Raw genomic sequence first — 17,940 nt, 5'->3', positions numbered from 1 at the left:
CGGATGCTTTCAGGCTGACAAGATAATATTTTTAACCTCTAATTCCATTTGGTCTGCTTTCTCTCATATCGCTTTTAGTCTAAACTCCAGTTGTAAACTTATTGAGAATTAACTATGGAACCTATTTCTCTGATTATTGCTGCTTTAGGTGCTGGTGCGATCGCGGCTGCTAAAGATACCGCCACAACAGCCGTAAAAGATACCTATCAGGGTTTGAAAGGCTTAATTAAGAAGAGGTTTGAAAGTCAACCAAAAGCACAAATGGTTCTGGAAGAACACGAAACAGATCCTGAAACATATAACGCACCACTTAAAAAGAAATTAGCTGAAGCTGGTGCTGATCAAGATGCAGCAATTATTCAAGCGGCTCAAGAGTTACTTAATCAAGTCAAAGAACAGCCCGGTGGACAGCAGATTATTACCCAAAATATCAGTAATGTCAAATATGCCGCTACCTCTGGTTCTGGTAATGCAAGTATTAGTGGCATCAATGAACAAGGCACATCGAAGGAGGACTGAGACTGTAACTTAATTAATCAGGGTAGATGTTATGTCTAAGCAAGCCGAGATCCAACAAAGTGTTACAGAGAGTGAATACGCTGCTACCTCAGCAACTGGTAATGCAACTATTACTATTACCAATTACTACTATCGAGAAGAAGCAATATTAGTCGCTTCTGATTCTACCGACGCTGCTGATGAATCTCTCCCTTGTCCTTATCGCGGTTTGTTTCACTTTAGTCCCGATGATGCAGAGTTTTTCTTTGGACGTGAGGTATTTGTAGAAGAACTATTCGCGGCCACTCAAACCCGTAATTTTATCCCCGTATTGGGTGCGTCAGGAAGCGGAAAATCTTCGGTAGTGTTGGCGGGATTGGTGCCGAAGTTACAAAAACAAGGTTATTGGAAGTTTACTCACTTCCGTCCTGGTTCAGAACCATTTCAGGCTCTGGCTGAGTCGCTGGTTCCCCTTTACGAGCCGGATAAAAATGCTACTGAGCAAATGCTTCAAGCTCGTAAGTTAGCTGAATACTTTGCCAATGGTTCTGTTCCTCTGCAAGATGTTTTCTCCAAAATTAAACGGAATTATCCCAATCATCGGGTATTGTTGATTGCCGACCAATTTGAAGAACTTTATACTTTGTGTGCGGATCAGAAAGTTCGCCGTGGTTTCCTAGATACGTTATTAGCTTGCTTTCAATCTGACCCTGACAATAATACTGTGCTGGTTGGAACCATGCGGGCGGATTTCTTGGGGAATCTCCTCTCCTATCGTCCACTTGCAGATGTGTTGCAAAATGCCGACATCAAACTAGCACCGATGAATCGTAATGAACTTTCACAGGTGATTGTCAAGCCTGCTGGAAAGTTGGGGGTAACATTTCAAGATGGACTGGTGGAACGCATTTTGGATGATGTCGAAGATGAACCAGGGAATTTACCTCTTTTGGAGTTTGCATTAACAGAGTTGTGGAAACGACGAACGGGTAAACAATTAACTCATACAGCTTATGAAGAAATTGGTGAGGTAAAAGGTGCATTAGCTCGTCATGCAGATGAGAATTACGGTAAGTTGAGCGCCACTGAAAAAGAACAGGTGCGGCGAATTTTTATTCAATTAGTGCGTCCGGGGGAAGGTACGGAGGATACGCGACGACTAGCGACGAAAGCTGAATTGGGTGAAGCCAGCTGGAAATTGGTGAAACAGTTGGCGGATAATCGATTAGTAGTCACCAGTCAAAATTCTGCTAACCAAGAGACAGTAGAAGTTGTCCATGAAGCGTTGATTCGTAATTGGGGTGAATTTCGGCAATGGATGGATGCAGACCGTAGCTTTCGGGCTTGGCAAGACCGTTTGCGCTCCACAATGTATCAATGGGAACAGACGCAACGGGATGAAGGGGCATTGTTGCGGGGTGCAGCGTTGGTGGAGGGGGAAGAAAAGCTAAAACAACGGCGAGAGGATATTAGCGCAGGGGAGCAAGAGTTTATTCAAGCTAGTGTGGAAGTGCGCGATAGAGAACAAAAGCAACGGGAACGCAGAAAACGGCTGACTTTTTCCGGATTGGCAGGGGGTTTGGTGTTAGCTTTGGGTTTATCTGGACTAGCGGGTATAGGCTGGGGGAATGCCGAAATCAGTCAAATTAATGCCTTAGCCCAAAGTTCCGATGGGTTTTTGGGTTTAGATGGGCGAAAAGCTCTTGAATCAAGCGTAAAAGGTGCTGTAAAAATGCGAGGTAAATTCTGGATAGATGCGAATACCCGCACTCAGGTAAAACTGGCATTATTAAATACAGTTCACAATGTTGCCGCACCTAACACCTTGGGAGGACATGCAAACTCGGTTAGGGGCATCAGCTTCAGTCCCGATGGCAAGATGCTATCTTCTGCCAGTAATGACAACACGGTGAAACTGTGGGATACCACCACTGGCAAAGAAATCAGAACCCTAACTGGGCATACAAACTCGGTTTATGGCATCAGCTTCAGTCCCGATGGCAAGATGCTAGCTTCTGCCAGTGGTGACAACACGGTGAAACTGTGGGATACCACCACTGGCAAAGAAATCAAGACCCTAACTGGGCATACAGACTCGGTTAGGGGCATCAGCTTCAGTCCCGATGGCAAGATGCTAGCTTCTGCCAGTAATGACAACACGGTGAAACTGTGGGATACCACCACTGGCAAAGAAGCCAAAACCCTAACTGGGCATACAAACTCGGTTTGGGGCATCAGCTTCAGTCCCGATGGCAAGATGCTAGCTTCTGCCAGTGGTGACAACACGGTGAAACTGTGGGATACCACCACTGGCAAAGAAATCAAAACCCTAACTGGGCATACAGACTTGGTTTTGGGCATCAGCTTCAGTCCCGATAGCAAGATGCTAGCTTCTGCCAGTGCTGACAACACGGTGAAACTGTGGGATACCACCACTGGCAAAGAAATTAAAACCCTAACTGGGCATACAAACTCGGTTTATGGCATCAGCTTCAGTCCCGATGGCAAGATGCTAGCTTCTGCCAGTGCTGACAACACGGTGAAACTGTGGGATACCACCACTGGCAAAGAAATCAAAACCCTAACTGGGCATACAGACTCGGTTTGGGGCATCAGTTTCAGTCCCGATGGCAAGATGCTAGCTTCTGCCAGTGGTGACAACACGGTGAAACTGTGGGATACCACCACTGGCAAAGAAGTCAAAACCCTAACTGGGCATACAAACTCGGTTTGGGGCATCAGCTTCAGTCCCGATGGCAAGATGCTAGCTTCTGCCAGTGCTGACAACACGGTGAAACTGTGGGATATCACCACTGGCAAAGAAATCAAAACCCTAACTGGGCATACAAAATCGGTTTATGGTATCAGCTTCAGTCCCGATGGCAAGATGCTAGCTTCTGCCAGTGGTGACAAGACGGTGAAGCTGTGGGATACCACCACTGGCAAAGAAGTCAAAACCCTAACTGGGCATACAAAATCGGTTAGGGGCATCAGCTTCAGTCCCGATGGCAAGATGCTAGCTTCTGCCAGTGATGACAACACGGTGAGACTGTGGAGGCTGGATTTTGATTATTTACTCCAGCAAGGGTGCAGTTTTATGCGCGAGTATTATAAAATCAATCCCCTTAATAATGAGAGTGACAAGCACCTGTGTGATGGTGTTGGTAATTCGTAATACCGATATTACTTATGCGGGAACCGTTATAAGTAATGCTTAAGCCGTAGTTAATACAACTTAAACAGTACTTATTAATGCTGAAGCTGTAGTTACAAACGCTCATTATATGATAAGTAAACTTGAAGCTATAGTTAATACAACTTCTTTTGTAGTTATGAATGCTCAAGCTGTAGTTAACACAGCTTCTTCTGTAGTTATAAATGCTCAAGCTGTAGTTAACACAGCTTCTTCTGTGGTTATAAATGCTAAAGCTGTAGTTAGCACAGCTTCTTCTGTAGTTATGAATGCTCAAGCTGTAATTAAGATTAGATAAACGCTTTAGATAAATTAAGAGAATTTACCAGTAGTTATCTCATAAAAATTATAATTATTTTTGTGGATTTTGCTGAACCAGAATGTATTTTCAGTAAGGCATAGTAACTGTATAAATATTACGAGTAACTAAATTTATGTCTTTGAGAAAACGTACATCCCGCGTTCTAGAAAATGCTGAGTTAAGATTTGCTGGACTCAAAGCAATTGATGCCAATCTGGATCTTGGAAATACTTGTAATTTAAAAGCCCTGACAGAAATAATTGAGGAATTACGCAGCAAGTTAGAAGCTCATAATACTACTCTCAGCACGATTGACTCTTCCAAAGTAGAAATTGAAGAATTAGAACAAACCTTGGGTACTTTCTCTGAAAAAATGCTCATGGGAATCGGCTTTAAATACGGCAAAGATAGCCGCGAATATGAGATGGCTGGTGGAGTTCGCAAAAGTGAACGTATCCGTAAAAGCAGAGCGACTCGCTTAAAAACTATTGCACAAAAAGCATCTATGCAAGGCACTCAACCGAATGGCACTAAGATAAGCGCAAACCCATGATTTAACTGGCTTTTGAGTGTGGGGAGTGTGGGGAGTGTGGGAAGTGTGGGAAGTGTGGGAAGTGTGGGGAGAAAGAAAAAAATTGAATAACTGCATATCAACAAATGCTGCATTGCCTCAACGCCCGATGACTAAAATTCGCGTTGTGAGAAAATAAAAATAGCGATCGCTAATAACAGGGCACTATAAATTAAACCATAGCCGGCATTTGTAATCAGTGCAGTTGTGTCAGGTAGTGCTTGCAGACCATAAACGGCATCATTTTTTAAATCTAATCGAGATAAATCTGGCAAAATCAGAAACAAACCTTGAGTGAGAAGTTCTATACCAGGGTTACGACTCAGACGACCTAGTTGGACTAAATCTTGAGTAATATTTCCGATTAAATATACTGCAAAGGTTAAAACAGTTGCTAGGAGAGAAGCAGTAAAAACACCGAAGGTAATAGCTATAGCGGTGATTAATGATAACTGCAATATTAAGAAAATTGCAGCAATTAAAATACTCGCCGTTGGATGGTGAATATTACCTAATTGCAGAAATAACAGATAAATTACTGTCATCGTAGCGACAAGTACAGCTATTACTGCGGATAAACCTAAGTATTTGCCGACGATAATTTCGCTGCGACTGACAGGTTTGGCGATTAACACCAAAATAGTGCGTTTTTCAATTTCTTTATTAACCAGTCCCGTACCAACAAATATCGTCACAATTAACCCGATGGCATTCATCGCCGCCATCCCGAAGTCTAAAAATATTTTGTCTTCAGTCGTAGCTGCAAATTCAGGCAGGACGCGAAAGGCAGTAGCGAGTATAAGCGCATAAAAACCAATAATATATAGGATGCGATCGCGTACCACTTCCTGAAATACATTCTTTGCCAATACAAAAATTCTGTTAATAGTCATTGGTCATTTGTTATTGGTCATTTGTTATTCTTCCCCTGCTCCCTGCCCCCTTCTCACTGCTGCGGAGGCGGCGATCCGGCAATTAATTTACTGGCGCGATCGCATTCAATTTCTGCAACTGTAATCTTATTACCTGAATTGCTAGTTGCTGCAACTGGTTCAATTCGACAAGATTTTTTCAAGTAATAGCCCCGTGGGTTAGAACTTGGCCCTATCCAAATACTTAATAAATCTAATATATATCCAGACTTAGTATTAGCTACACGCGGTTCAATGCGCCATAAATCCTTCTCTTCATATTTACCCAGGCTTTTTTGAATTACTGCTCTACCTAGAGTTCCTACTCGCTGTTTTGCCTCAAGCAACCATTTCTCTACTTCTGACCAAGGTGTTTGGTTTATTTGTTCTACTACTATTGGCTGAAGTCTTTCTAGAATTACAACACCGTTTTGCGGGATTTTTACTCGTTCTTCTGTTCTGACAACAACGGTACTACGTTTAAAAGTATCTGCTTGCAAACTAGGATATTGTTGAAACCAATGATCCATTACAAAATAAAACTGAATCCAGCAACTTAGTAGCATACTACTAGCAACTAAAATTATGATTCTTTGGCGGTCTTGTGGCTTAGGAATTCTCGCTTTAGCGTCGGTGTCACTTCCTTCAATAAACTCTGGTATTGCCGTAATTAGTGCTGAAATTGTCGGCCAAAAAACGATTGTTCTTGGTGTAATTACATCCTGTTGATTTCCAAAAGCAAAAACGCTTACTAAGAATCCAGTGATTACTGCCCCAACTGGCATAAAAGTACCAGGCACTCTCAAAGGATCTTGAGTTGTATACCAAGCTGTGCCGGCAATTAAAAATAACCAACCGAAAAAGGCAATAATATCTTTGATATAGCCTGTAGCTAAATATGAAACTGCCCAAGAAAAAACACTCAAATAAATAAATGTCTGCCAAGAATAAGCTTTGGGTGGAACTAATACTTTTCTAATTCCCGCATAAAGCCCTTCCGCAAATTTAAAAATCCCAAATACATCTTTAAGTAGCGTATTCATGTTGCTCCTTCCACCTAATTAATTAATCACTCATCTTCCTTTTAAGTAAAAGCTTGCTATTTTGCACTAAATAATAGAATAAGAGTTATAGCACTATAACTCAGGGAATTCGCTATTAGTACAGTAATTATTAAATTATTACTTTGGAATTTCAAGTTGCCAAAAGTCCGCCATCGCCGCCGTTGAGATATTGGAGCTTCCGCTTCCGCTTCCTCTTGTTTTTTAAAAAGTTGCTCATTCAATGATAGTAACAATCCTTTTAAAATGAAAAACTTCATTAAAAAAGTAGCAAAGAAAATTATGAAAGCAGTTAGTATTAGAAAAACTTGTGTGTTAGGTGATTTAAAGTTACTAAAAAACATATAGTTAATTAATTCTGCTCTCATCTGTATCGGCAACATTGGTTCTGATACAAAAAAGATGAACCAACCAATTACACTAGAGAATAAATTGATAGAAATAGCATAAAAAGTACTAGTTTTTTTGTCAAATTTGAGCCGATAGTGCAAAAGATAAGCTTCAATTGGGATAGCAATCAGTACAAATAAAAAGTCAAACAGAATTCCACCAATAGGAAAAATCCTCGGAAGCATCCAATTTTCAGGCATAAATGGTCAAGGGTAAGGTATAGCTGTAGAGAGTATAACTGGGATAGTGGGAGTGTGGGGAGTGTGGGGAGTGTGGGAAGTGTGGGGAGAAATTGAATAACTGCACATCAATGAACGCTGCATTGCCTCCCACACCCCCCACACCTCCCACACCTCCCACACCCCCCACCCGAACCACACAATACGTGAGAAATTCGGGGCTAGAGGGGTAGTTTCTCTACCTAAGATTACAAGACGTTAGGTAAGATTAAAGACTGCCACTTATAGCTTTTCGAGAGATGACAAGGAACGGTATCGGTATTCGCACGGCGCAAGTGCGTCAAGAACGGCTCATTGGTCAAATTCACGTCTACGATGGCGTGGGTAAAGGTAAGTCTCAAGCTGCTTTGGGGGTAGTTTTGCGCTCTATTGGCTTAGGGATAAATACGCCTAGCGATTCTAACCGTGTTTTACTGCTGCGCTTTTTAAAAGGGCCGGAACGCGATTATGACGAAGATGGAGCGATCGCAGCTTTGCAGCGCGGATTTCCCCATTTAATAGACCAGGTTCGCACTGGGAGAGCCGAATTTTTTGGCCCAGAAGAAATTACCACCTTTGACCGAAATGAGGCGATGCGGGGTTGGGATGTTGCCAAAGGTGCGATCGCTAGCGGTTTATATTCAGTTGTGGTCTTGGATGAAATTAACCCCGTTCTGGATTTGGGTTTGCTACCAGTAGATGAAGTGGTAAAGACATTAAAATCCAAACCCCAAGAATTAGAAATCATTGCTACCGGACGCGCCGCACCGCAAAAGTTGCTCGATATTGCAGATTTGCACTCAGAAATGAAACCTCATCACCATCCCACAGCCAAAGCCCTATTCCTCGAAGGGATTGAAATTTATACTGGTGCTGGTAAAGGCAAGTCTACTAGTGCTTTGGGCAAAGCCTTACAGGCCATTGGTAGGGGAATTAATCATCCAGGGTCTACCCGTGTGTTAATTATGCAGTGGCTTAAAGGTGGTAGCGGCTACACAGAAGATGCTGCGATCGCCGCTTTGCAGCAGTCATATCCAGAAGTGGTGGATCATCAGCGCTGTGGTGGAGATGCGATTGTTTGGCGCAATTCCCGGCAAGAATTAGACTATGTAGAAGCCGAAAGAGGTTGGGAAATCGCAAAAGTTGCGATCGCCTCTGGAATGTATAAAACTATTATTCTCGATGAACTCAATCCCACCGTTGACTTAGAACTACTCCCTGTTGAACCCATTGTTCAAGCTTTGCTCCGCAAACCCCGCGACACCGAAATCATCATCACTGGTCGCTGTCAAAATCAACCAGCATACTTTGACTTGGCTAGCGTTCATTCAGAGGTTTATTGCCACAAACACTATGCAAATCAAGGTGTAGAACTTAAACGAGGGGTAGATTTTTAAGCGTTGCATCTGAATTCGTAATTCGTAATTCGTAATCTTCTCAAGCTTGAATTTTTGGTGAAATGAGACAGACCAGTAGGGCTAGCATTGCAATGCCGACCCTACAAGCAACTAAGGCTGTTGGCGTATTCTTTGCCAGACAGTAAAGCCCAAAAGAATAACAATACTACTGGCGGTAGTCATCATCACAGCCAAACTCATGCCTTGTATTCTCATTGCCAGCAAGTTGAAAAATAAGGTAATTGACCAAAGCGTGAACGCAGCATGACGCTGGGAAAGTCCCCAAGCAAGTAAGCGGTGGTGCAGATGATCTTTGCCAGGAGTACTCAGAGGGTTATTTCCTGCTAGTAGCCGCCGCACAAATACTTGAGTGGTGTCTAGCACTGGCAACAACAGAAATAAAACTGTAGGAATTAGCGCATAAACTGTGTTTTGTTGAAGTTTACCTAAAATACTAGTTGCTGCCAGCACATAGCCAAAAAAGTATGCTCCGGCATCACCCATAATAATTCGTGATGGATAGAAGTTATGGCGCAAAAAGCCTAATGCAGCACCTCCTAAAGCTGCGAGTACCAAGATTGCCGCCGCACGGTTATTAAATTGGGCTGCAACCCCCAACAAACTCATGGCGGTAATAAAGCTGATTCCTCCTGCCAAACCATCCATACCATCCATCAAGTTGATGGCGTTGGTAATTCCTACTACCCACAGTACCGTCAGCAACATAGACAGTAACGAGTCAATGGGAGTACCAAACAGGACTTTGACACTGATACCATTAGCTACCAACAACAGTGCTGTGACAATTTGCGCCCACAATCGAATAGAGGGTGGTAAGCCGAACTGATCGTCAATAAAGCCCACCAGGACTAATATCGAACCTCCTAACAGAATAGTCAGCACCTGAGCCAATACGTTTTGGAGTTCGATTGGTCGTAAAAGGCTAGCTAATACCAGTGCGGCAATGACACCCGCGTAGATAGCCAGCCCTCCTGCATTGGGTAAAGGTTCCCGATTGAGTCGCCGAGCGTTGGGTTGGTCAGCCCAACCTACCCGTAAGGCGAATTTGCGGACTGTCGGAATTGAACGCCACGTTACAAGCCAAGCCAAAAGGAACGTAAATACTACTGCCAACCAGCCGGTGCCGCTAGGGTCGGCAATGCCAAGGGACTTAAGGGAGTTGTCTAGATTCATCTCCCAATTCAAGCATTACTGCCAGTATCTATAAAGAACATCACCTGTATATTAATCAATTTTTTTATTTCCATTTGTAACTTGAGCTGATTGAGAGATTAGCACTCTTGCTCTGTGAGTGCTAAATTGTCTAATGGAAGCGCTGGAGAAATAAAACATGGCGAAAATTATTGCATTTGACGAGGAATCGCGGCGAGCTCTAGAAAGGGGTGTTAACGCCCTTGCTGATGCCGTAAAAATCACCTTGGGGCCTAAAGGTCGTAATGTTCTTTTAGAGAAAAAATTTGGCGCACCTCAAATTGTCAACGATGGTATCACTGTTGCCAAGGAAATTGAATTAGAAGATCCTTTAGAAAATACTGGTGCAAGACTCATCCAGGAAGTGGCCTCAAAAACTAAAGATGTTGCTGGGGATGGTACAACCACCGCCACCGTTTTAGCACAAGCCTTGATTCGGGAAGGTTTGAAGAACGTCGCGGCGGGTAGTAACCCAGTTAGCTTGAGACGCGGGATCGACAAAACTATTGAGGCACTTGTACTGGAAATTGCCAAGATAGCCAAGCCAGTAGAAGGAAGTGCGATCGCTCAAGTTGCCACTGTTTCTGCTGGTAACGATGAAGAAGTTGGTCAAATGTTAGCTCAAGCAATGGAAAAAGTCACCAAAGATGGTGTCATTACCGTTGAAGAATCTAAATCCCTCACCACTGAACTAGAAGTAGTTGAAGGGATGCAGATTGACAGGGGTTACATTTCACCCTACTTTGTCACCAACAACGAGCGGCAAATCGTGGAATTTGAAAATGCCCGGATCTTGGTGACAGATAAAAAAATCAGCAGCATCCAAGATTTAGTACCAATTTTGGAAAAAGTCGCTCGTTCTGGTCAGCCCTTGCTAATCATCGCTGAAGATGTCGAAGGTGATGCTTTGGCAACTTTGGTAGTGAACAAAGCGCGGGGTGTACTAGCTGTAGCTGCCATTAAAGCCCCTGGATTTGGCGATCGCCGCAAAGCTTTGTTAGAAGATATTGCGATTCTCACCGATGGACAGTTGATTTCTGAAGAAATCGGCTTAAGTTTGGATACCGCTGCTCTAGAAGCACTGGGAACTGCCCGCAAAATCACCATCGACAAAGAAAGCACTACCATTGTTGCCGGCAGTGTCACCAAGCCAGAAGTGCAAAAGCGGATTGGTCAAATTCGCAGGCAGTTGGAAGAAACCGATTCTGAATACGATCAAGAAAAACTGCAAGAACGCATCGCCAAGCTTGCTGGCGGCGTGGCAGTGATTAAAGTGGGTGCGGCAACCGAAACCGAACTCAAAGACCGTAAACTGCGGATTGAAGACGCGCTGAACGCTACTAAAGCTGCTGTGGAAGAAGGTATTGTTCCTGGAGGTGGGACAACTCTCATTCACTTAGCTAAGGCAGTAGAAGCGATTAAAAAGACCTTACAAAACGACGAAGAAAGAATTGGGGCTGATATTGTCGAACGAGCGCTAGAAGCCCCCTTGCGCCAAATAGCAGACAATGCTGGTGCTGAAGGTTCTGTAATCGTCTCGAAAGTCCGAGACAGCGAGTTCAACATTGGCTACAACGCCGCTACTGGCGAATTTGAAGACTTGATTGCTGCTGGTATTATTGACCCTGCCAAAGTCGTGCGTTCAGCTTTGCAAAACGCTGGTTCCATTGCTGGTTTGGTTTTAACCACCGAAGCGATCGTTGTTGAAAAGCCAGAGAAGAAATCCGCTGCTGCTGCTCCTGACATGGGCGGTATGGGTGGCATGGGCGGCATGGGCGGTATGGGTGGCATGGGCGGCATGGGCGGCATGGGTATGTTCTAACTTCTGCTCACCCAGATAAATATTTTTTCAGCAGTTTGTCTTGTTAAGGCAAACTGTTTTTTTATAGCATTGCTGATTCAGAGCCGATATGTTATCTCTATTGCTGGGAAGTAGCTGGGCATGAATAAAAGTCATCATCATGGTTATCAGTAATTAGTCATGAATACAACTAACTACAAAAAAAATGCCGATTCCTAAATTCCCAAATTTAAAGAACTGCTTAATTCCAAAATTATAGTCTTTGTATTAATTTTTGTAATATTAATAGCAAAAGCTGAAATAAATAAAAACGCCTAATGGGTTCTGAGTAGGGAATTTTACTTCTTTACTAAGAACTGTGTAAAGAGGAACTTGTTTAATTCCCAATGCCCAATTCCCAATGCCCAATTCCCAATGTAGGTAATATTGTATGGTACGAAAACTGCGTCGTCTTCCCAAAATAGTCACTAAGCTATATGAAGATGAGTTCCATCATCAACCAGGGACTATACCTGGAACCATTTTTATTGATGCAGATGCTCCACCACCAATAATTTTCTTGATTGACTATAACGAAACTAATTTCATCCGTGAGCAAATAGCAACTCCAGAGGAGTGTGTCCAACATATTGATAGCGAATCCATTTCTTGGGTAGACGTACAAGGTTTAGGCAGTCAAGATATATTACAACGATTGGGTAAAGTTTTTGAGTTACATCCTCTAGTTTTAGAAGATATAGTCAATGTGCCGGAACGTCCGAAAACAGAGGATTATGAAGACCAATTGCTATTCATTGCCCGCATGGTAGTACCAAAAGAAAGATCATGTGGTTTTTACAGTGAGCAAGTGAGTTTGATATTAGGGAAAAATTATTTGCTGACTGTACAAGAAGAACCGGAACATGATTGTTTTGAGGGAGTGCGATCGCGAATTGAAAAAAACAAAGGTATCATCCGTAAGCAAGGAGCAGATTATTTAGCTTACGCCTTGTTAGATGCGATTATTGATGGTTTTTTCCCAGTCTTGGAGCTTTATGGGGAGCGAATCCAAGAGTTGGAAGAGGAAGTAATAGTTAAACCTACTCCGCAAACACTACAAAATATTTATCAAATTAGGCGAGAATTACTGCAACTACGTCGTGCTATTTGGCCCCAGCGAGATGCAATTAATTCCCTAATTCGAGATGCTCCTGATTTAATTAGTGAAGAAGTGCGAATCTACTTGCGAGATTGTTATGACCATACAGTGCAAGTTATGGACATGGTAGAAACTTATCGGGAACTAGCATCTGGATTAATGGATGTATATCTTTCGGCAGTGAGCAACAAAATGAATGAGATCATGAAGGTGCTAACGATAGTTTCAACAATTTTCATTCCACTGACTTTTGTGGCCGGAATATATGGTATGAATTTCAATACCGAAAAATCGCCATATAATATGCCTGAGTTGAATTGGTATTGGGGCTATCCACTTTGCTTGGCAGTTATGGCAGCGATCGCACTTGGGTTGCTATTCTTTTTTTGGCAACGGGGCTGGTTGCAAAACTCTGTAACAATTAAGCGTAATTAATAATTGCAGATGGACGACGAATCAAATATACATTCATTATTACCAGGAGTTAATATTTTAATTTATGAGGAGTAGCGACCAGAATTTAGTAGTTTTGACAGTTTATATTATCGGTGTCTCATACGTTTTTAACCGCATGGTTGAATCCATCGATGATCAAGTTAAGTTTGAGTTTAAAAAAGGAATAGTTGACGAGCAACTCAAAGAACAAAATCTCGATGATAAAATTGGAATTTCATTTAAACTCAAAGCCTCATACCCAATTGACGATTTGAAAGATTTAGGAATTAGCATTGAAAATAAATCTGATAATGTTGCCCTATATGTTGACTGGGACAACAGTTCTTTAGTAGTTGAACATAGCAAGCAATCGCGCCGCGTAATTCGGAAATCACCAGATTTAACCCGCGACTTAGCAGTACCCCAAAGTCCTAGCTTGATTGCTCCCAAGAAAACACTTTCTGAAACAGTGACAGCAGAAGATGTCTTCGAGCGCGATCAAGCAACTGGAACCTATTCAGCAAAAAAACCACTAATTGATATCAATGGGCTGCAAAAGGGGCAAAAAAATTTGTACAACGACTTTATTAACAGAAAAAAGGAGTTAGACTTTTCTCTGCAACTGGTACTCAGAGTGTCTGAGGTGCGTTTAGGTCTAGCCCCAGGTCGTGATTTTCCTCCCATTAGCATTATCAATTGTCCTTTCACAGTCAGGAAACTACCTTGGACTTACGCTCTACCTTGGAATAAAAAAAAGCAATAGCAACCAGACAGACTATGCCATCCAAGATTACACTGGATCTAAGGAGAGAGTAGACGCAGGCGGTTGCAGATCAGTCATAGTCACTGATTTGAGGAAAGTCCGGGCTCCCGAAAGACCAAACTTGCTGGATAACGTCCAGTGCGAGCGATCGTGAGGATAGTGCCACAGAAAGATACCGCCAAAACTAGTTCTGAGCAATGAGTGCTGAGTGCTGAGTAAAGAAAACTCAGCACTCAGCACTCAGCACTCACAACTATTTTGGTAAGGGTGCAAAGGTGCGGTAAGAGCGCACCAGCAGTATCGAGAGGTGCTGGCTCGGTAAACCCCGGTTGGGAGCAAGGCGATAGGAACTATGGTTGGTCTTTTACCAGTTCCGCTCAATGAGAGCTGCTAGAGGCGTTTGGTAACAAGCGTCCCAGATAGATAACTGCCCTCGCAAGAGAACAGAACCCGGCTTATGTACTGCTCTTTCCCCCCTTTTTGAGTGCTGAGTGCTGAGTTAGGAATTAGGAGTTAGAAGTTAGTATTTTTCCCCTGCTCCCCTTCCCCTTTCCCCCTTCCCCTTTCCCCCTTCCCCCTAATGCCCCTTGCCTACCCACGCCGTCAACGGCAACTCGAAAGTTTAGTCCAAAAATTAGGTTTGTCGCTAGAAGCACCTATCAAGTGGGAACTGCTAGATTTAGCGCTAACTCATCCCACTGTCTCTGATTCGGCGAATTATGAACAACTAGAGTTTGTTGGCGATGCAGTAGTGCGCCTGGTGTCGGCTGTTGTGTTATGGGAAAATTATCCCGATTGTCCAGTTGGGGATTTTGCGGCAATTCGTTCAGTGTTGGTGAGCGATCGCATCCTCGCCCAATTGGCCAGAATTTATGGTTTGGAGTTATACTTATTAGTTGCGGGTAGTGCTACGGCTGATAAAGTTGGTCAAGAGTCTCGACTGGCAGATGCTTTTGAAGCAGTTTTGGGTGCGCTTTATTTAAGTACTCAAAATCTGGAACTGATCCGCTCTTGGCTAGATCCCCACTTTCAAGAACTAACAACAGAAATTCGCCTCGATCCTGCCAGACTTAATTACAAAGCTGCTCTCCAAGAATGGACTCAGGCGCAATTTAAAGTTTTACCAGAATATCGAGTTGTGGAAGTCACTCAACCGCACCATAATCAAGAACGTTTTATGGCTGAAGTGTGGCTACATGGAAAGAAACTCGGAGAAGGTAAAGGGCGATCAATCAAAACTGCTGAACAAGCCGCAGCTAAGGTAGCTTTTTTAGCAATTCCTAATCCGCAAACACCCTGAGCTTAAAAGACTGGAAATTAGCCGATAATCATTTGGTTGTCAGTGGTCATTTGTCCCTCGTCCTTTGTATACAAATAACTAATGACAAATGACAAATAACAGATGACAAATAACTAATGACAAACCAAATTAAAATTGCTGTTATCGGAGTTGGGCGTTGGGGAGTGCATCTGCTGCGGAATTTTTTAGCACATCCTCAAGTAAATGTAGTTGGTGTAGTAGACCCCCATCCAGAACGATTAGCGGCGATAAAACAGCAGTTTAATTTAGCTGATGATGTAGTATTAACAACCCAGTGGGAAGATTTAAAAAAAGTGTCAGGGTTGACATCGGTTGCGATCGCAACTCCGGCTACCACCCACTATGCTTTAATTAAAGACGCTCTCCAACAGGGATACCATGTTTTAGCTGAAAAACCGCTAACTCTCGACCCCGCAGAATGTCGGGAACTTTGCCAGTTAGCAGAGCAGCATCATTTAATACTCATGGTTGACCACACTTATTTATTTCACCCAGCAGTTGAGCAAGGGCAAACTGTAGTACAGGCGGGTAAATTAGGTGATTTACGCTATGGCTACGCGACACGCACCCATTTAGGGCCTGTCCGCCAAGATGTTGATGCGCTGTGGGACCTAGCTATTCACGATATTGCGATCTTTAACGCTTGGCTAGGTCAGATTCCTGTGAAAGTACAAGCAACGGGTACGGTGTGGCTACAGGGGCAAGCCAATAGGGAAATAACCCACTCTTCATCCCAAGGTTTAGCTGATTTAGTATGGGTAACACTGACATATCCAGATGGCTTTCAAGCTTATATTCATTTGTGCTGGCTGAATTCTGATAAGCAGCGCCGCCTGGGGATTGTAGGTAGCCTTGGTAGTTTGATTTTTGATGAAATGTTGCGATCGTCTCCTCTAACCCTAATACATGGAGAGTTTGAACAGCAGGGCAATCATTTTATTCCGGTAAATCAAAGTCAGGTAGTGCTGGAATTAGAGCCAGGGGAACCATTACAACGGGTTTGCTCCACCTTTGTTGTCTCTGTTATAAACAATACTCCCTCAGAGGTTTCATCTGGCTGGGTAGGCACACAGTTAGTAGAAATTCTTGCTGCCCTAACAGCATCTCTTGAGCAAGGCGGCCAACCTGTTTTTCTGAACAACTGCTCTCAAGTCTAATTTTCCCCTGAGAATAACCGCCTGATACTGTTCGGTTAAGGCAAGAGACGCGATAAAAGAGACGCGATAAATCGCCGTCTCTACAAAGGACTGATTCTTGTAGAGACGGCGATTTATCGCGTCTTTGAGATCGTATTGAACCGCTCATTTTACTTCATTAACGGAGTTCAAAGCCTCGTTCACGAGTATCAAAGACTCATTCACGAGTATCAAAGACTCATTAACGGAGTTCAAAGCCTCGTTTACGAGTATTTATCAAAAATTCATCCGGTTTTTAGCGATTTTCGGGTAAGTCCTGATAAAATCAATCAACGTATGAGCATGATTATGCACAACCGTATATTTACTACTTTATTTTTAACTCTATTTCTGGCTACGACACCCCAGTTTGTAGTTGCTCAAAACAATATTGAATAGCTATTTAAACAAGGCGACGCTGCTGAAGTGGTGGGTAATAACTCCCAAGCAGAGACAATTTGGCGGAAAGTTTTACACGTTGAACCCAATAATGGCAAAGCTTATAACAATTTGGGTAATGCTTTGTGGCGACAGGGAAAACTAGAGGAAGCATTAGCCGCGCACCAGAAAGCATTACAACTCAATCCTAATGATGCCGAAGCTTACGTTGGTATAGGGAATGTGCTAAATGCTCAAGGGAAACCAGAGGAGGCGATCGCATCTCACAATAAAGCCTTGCAACTCAACCCTAACTTGGCTATTGCTTACAACGGTCTGGGTAATGCGCTCAGTGAACAAAAGAAATTAGATGCAGCAGTTGCCGCCTACCAAAAAGCAATTCAACTCAACCCCAACTTTGCTGATGCTTACTACAATCTCGGCGTTGCCCTGAGTGAGCAGAAGAAATTAGGGCTATGAATACGGTAAAAATATTCAAGTGGAATTTTTCAGTTTACCACCATCAAACCGAGTGCAAATGTGGCGAGATGGCAAGCTGTTCAAAATGACTACAAACAAAGAACTGGATTTAGCCGTTTTGGAAGTTAGCGATAATCTACCAGAAGATATCCAGCCCTTATCCATCTCCTCAAATGCGATCGCCTCGAAAATGCCCATTCGGATTATCGGTCATTCTGCCCAAAGAGGTGAAGACAAATCCTGGTTTATTTATGCAATCAGGACAAATCAGCTATCAAAATCAGCAATTAGAAATATCTCAAGCTGCACTCAAACCCGGTTATTCTGGCAGTTCTGTAATTGATTCGCAAAATCGGCTTTTAGGCATCGTCTTTGCAAGAAAAGGTGAAGGCCAAGATTTAGCTTATCCCATGTCTGAGATTCAACAACAACTGTCCAATTGGAACATTAAATAGCTTTTTGTACAGACGCGATTATTGCGCTGTTCTCTTTTGGGGCTGCTACGGTTGCAAATCTTCTATCTTGGCTATTTAGTAACACTTCTAAATCCGCGTCAAAACCATAGCCCTTAGGAGTGAGGATTCAAATTTATTATTTTGAATTTAGAACTGGAGTTTAGACTAAAAGCGATATGAGAGAAAGCAGACCAAATGGAATTAGAGGTTAAAAATATTATCTTGTCAGCCTGAAAGCATCC

The 17,940-nt window shown here is 43.0% G+C and carries 16 protein-coding genes, 1 other RNA gene and 1 pseudogene; 13 read left to right on the top strand and 5 right to left on the bottom strand.

The genetic code is table 11. The annotated features are described in order from the left end of the window. The first annotated feature begins 114 nt into the window (after positions 1-114). The 4 genes from V7K69_RS00480 to V7K69_RS00465 all read left to right on the top strand — a co-directional run bounded on the left by V7K69_RS00480 (position 115) and on the right by V7K69_RS00465 (position 4,545). Positions 115-519 carry a hypothetical protein gene (locus V7K69_RS00480; RefSeq protein WP_335030580.1) on the top strand — a complete coding sequence of 135 codons (405 nt, stop codon included), beginning with the start codon at positions 115-117 and terminating at the stop codon, positions 517-519. 31 nt (positions 520-550) lie between these two features. Beyond that, on the top strand, positions 551-3,673 hold the full coding sequence (locus tag V7K69_RS00475; RefSeq protein ID WP_335030579.1) for an nSTAND1 domain-containing NTPase: 3,123 nt from the start codon (positions 551-553) through the stop codon (positions 3,671-3,673). A gap of 109 nt (positions 3,674-3,782) precedes the next feature. After that, positions 3,783-3,989, top strand: coding sequence for a hypothetical protein (locus V7K69_RS00470; protein WP_335030578.1), 207 nt, complete (start codon positions 3,783-3,785; stop codon positions 3,987-3,989). Between the two features lie 136 nt (positions 3,990-4,125). Beyond that, on the top strand, positions 4,126-4,545 hold the full coding sequence (locus tag V7K69_RS00465; protein ID WP_335030577.1) for a hypothetical protein: 420 nt from the start codon (positions 4,126-4,128) through the stop codon (positions 4,543-4,545). A gap of 131 nt (positions 4,546-4,676) precedes the next feature. On the opposite strand, the gene V7K69_RS00460 is transcribed toward V7K69_RS00465, so the two are convergent. From V7K69_RS00460 to fraC, 3 genes are read right to left on the bottom strand one after another with little or no spacing between them, the layout of a single operon-like run. Next, the gene (locus V7K69_RS00460) at positions 4,677-5,456 is read right to left on the bottom strand and encodes an ABC transporter permease (RefSeq protein WP_335030576.1); all 780 of its coding nucleotides are present in this window, start codon (positions 5,454-5,456) and stop codon (positions 4,677-4,679) included. A 53-nt stretch (positions 5,457-5,509) separates the two neighbouring features. After that, the gene (gene fraD, locus V7K69_RS00455; protein ID WP_335030575.1) at positions 5,510-6,517 is read right to left on the bottom strand and encodes a septal junction protein FraD; all 1,008 of its coding nucleotides are present in this window, start codon (positions 6,515-6,517) and stop codon (positions 5,510-5,512) included. 56 nt (positions 6,518-6,573) lie between these two features. Next, positions 6,574-7,125: a filament integrity protein FraC gene (fraC, locus tag V7K69_RS00450; RefSeq protein WP_335030574.1), complete on the bottom strand. Its 552-nt coding sequence runs from the start codon at positions 7,123-7,125 to the stop codon at positions 6,574-6,576. A 278-nt stretch (positions 7,126-7,403) separates the two neighbouring features. Between fraC and V7K69_RS00445 the strand changes: the two genes are divergently transcribed. Then, a complete protein-coding gene (locus tag V7K69_RS00445; protein WP_163934608.1) occupies positions 7,404-8,540 on the top strand; it encodes a cob(I)yrinic acid a,c-diamide adenosyltransferase in 1,137 nt (378 codons plus the stop codon). A 111-nt stretch (positions 8,541-8,651) separates the two neighbouring features. Here the strand turns inward: V7K69_RS00445 and V7K69_RS00440 are convergent, their stop codons facing one another. Then, a complete protein-coding gene (locus V7K69_RS00440) occupies positions 8,652-9,734 on the bottom strand; it encodes an MraY family glycosyltransferase (RefSeq protein WP_335030573.1) in 1,083 nt (360 codons plus the stop codon). Between the two features lie 157 nt (positions 9,735-9,891). Here V7K69_RS00440 and groL point away from each other — a divergent pair, with 157 nt between their 5' ends. From groL to V7K69_RS00405, 7 genes and pseudogenes are all read left to right on the top strand, one after another. Then, positions 9,892-11,574 (top strand): chaperonin GroEL, encoded by a 1,683-nt coding sequence (groL, locus tag V7K69_RS00435; RefSeq protein WP_012407975.1) that lies wholly within the window; start codon positions 9,892-9,894, stop codon positions 11,572-11,574. Between the two features lie 409 nt (positions 11,575-11,983). After that, on the top strand, positions 11,984-13,126 hold the full coding sequence (gene corA / locus V7K69_RS00430; protein ID WP_335030572.1) for a magnesium/cobalt transporter CorA: 1,143 nt from the start codon (positions 11,984-11,986) through the stop codon (positions 13,124-13,126). A 64-nt stretch (positions 13,127-13,190) separates the two neighbouring features. Further along, entirely contained in the window at positions 13,191-13,889 is a 699-nt protein-coding gene (locus V7K69_RS00425; protein ID WP_335030571.1) for a hypothetical protein, read from the top strand. 46 nt (positions 13,890-13,935) lie between these two features. Continuing rightward, positions 13,936-14,362, top strand: an RNA gene (gene rnpB / locus V7K69_RS00420) — RNase P RNA component class A. Positions 14,363-14,469: 107 nt separating this feature from the next. After that, positions 14,470-15,189 carry a ribonuclease III gene (rnc, locus tag V7K69_RS00415; protein ID WP_335030570.1) on the top strand — a complete coding sequence of 240 codons (720 nt, stop codon included), beginning with the start codon at positions 14,470-14,472 and terminating at the stop codon, positions 15,187-15,189. Positions 15,190-15,305: 116 nt separating this feature from the next. Then, positions 15,306-16,367, top strand: coding sequence for a Gfo/Idh/MocA family protein (locus V7K69_RS00410; protein WP_335030569.1), 1,062 nt, complete (start codon positions 15,306-15,308; stop codon positions 16,365-16,367). Positions 16,368-16,799: 432 nt separating this feature from the next. Next, positions 16,800-17,243: pseudogene (locus tag V7K69_RS00405) on the top strand (tetratricopeptide repeat protein); the annotation flags it as partial. A 15-nt stretch (positions 17,244-17,258) separates the two neighbouring features. Here the strand turns inward: V7K69_RS00405 and V7K69_RS00400 are convergent. Continuing rightward, positions 17,259-17,441 carry a hypothetical protein gene (locus tag V7K69_RS00400; protein WP_335030568.1) on the bottom strand — a complete coding sequence of 61 codons (183 nt, stop codon included), beginning with the start codon at positions 17,439-17,441 and terminating at the stop codon, positions 17,259-17,261. 29 nt (positions 17,442-17,470) lie between these two features. Here V7K69_RS00400 and V7K69_RS00395 point away from each other — a divergent pair, with 29 nt between their 5' ends. Then, complete coding sequence (locus V7K69_RS00395) at positions 17,471-17,698, top strand: hypothetical protein (protein WP_335030567.1); 228 nt, start codon at positions 17,471-17,473, stop codon at positions 17,696-17,698. Positions 17,699-17,940: the final 242 nt, after the last annotated feature.

This window comes from Nostoc sp., assembly GCF_036917775.1.
GTDB lineage: Bacteria > Cyanobacteriota > Cyanobacteriia > Cyanobacteriales > Nostocaceae > Nostoc.
This window is presented reverse-complemented; position numbering and strand designations above follow the sequence as displayed.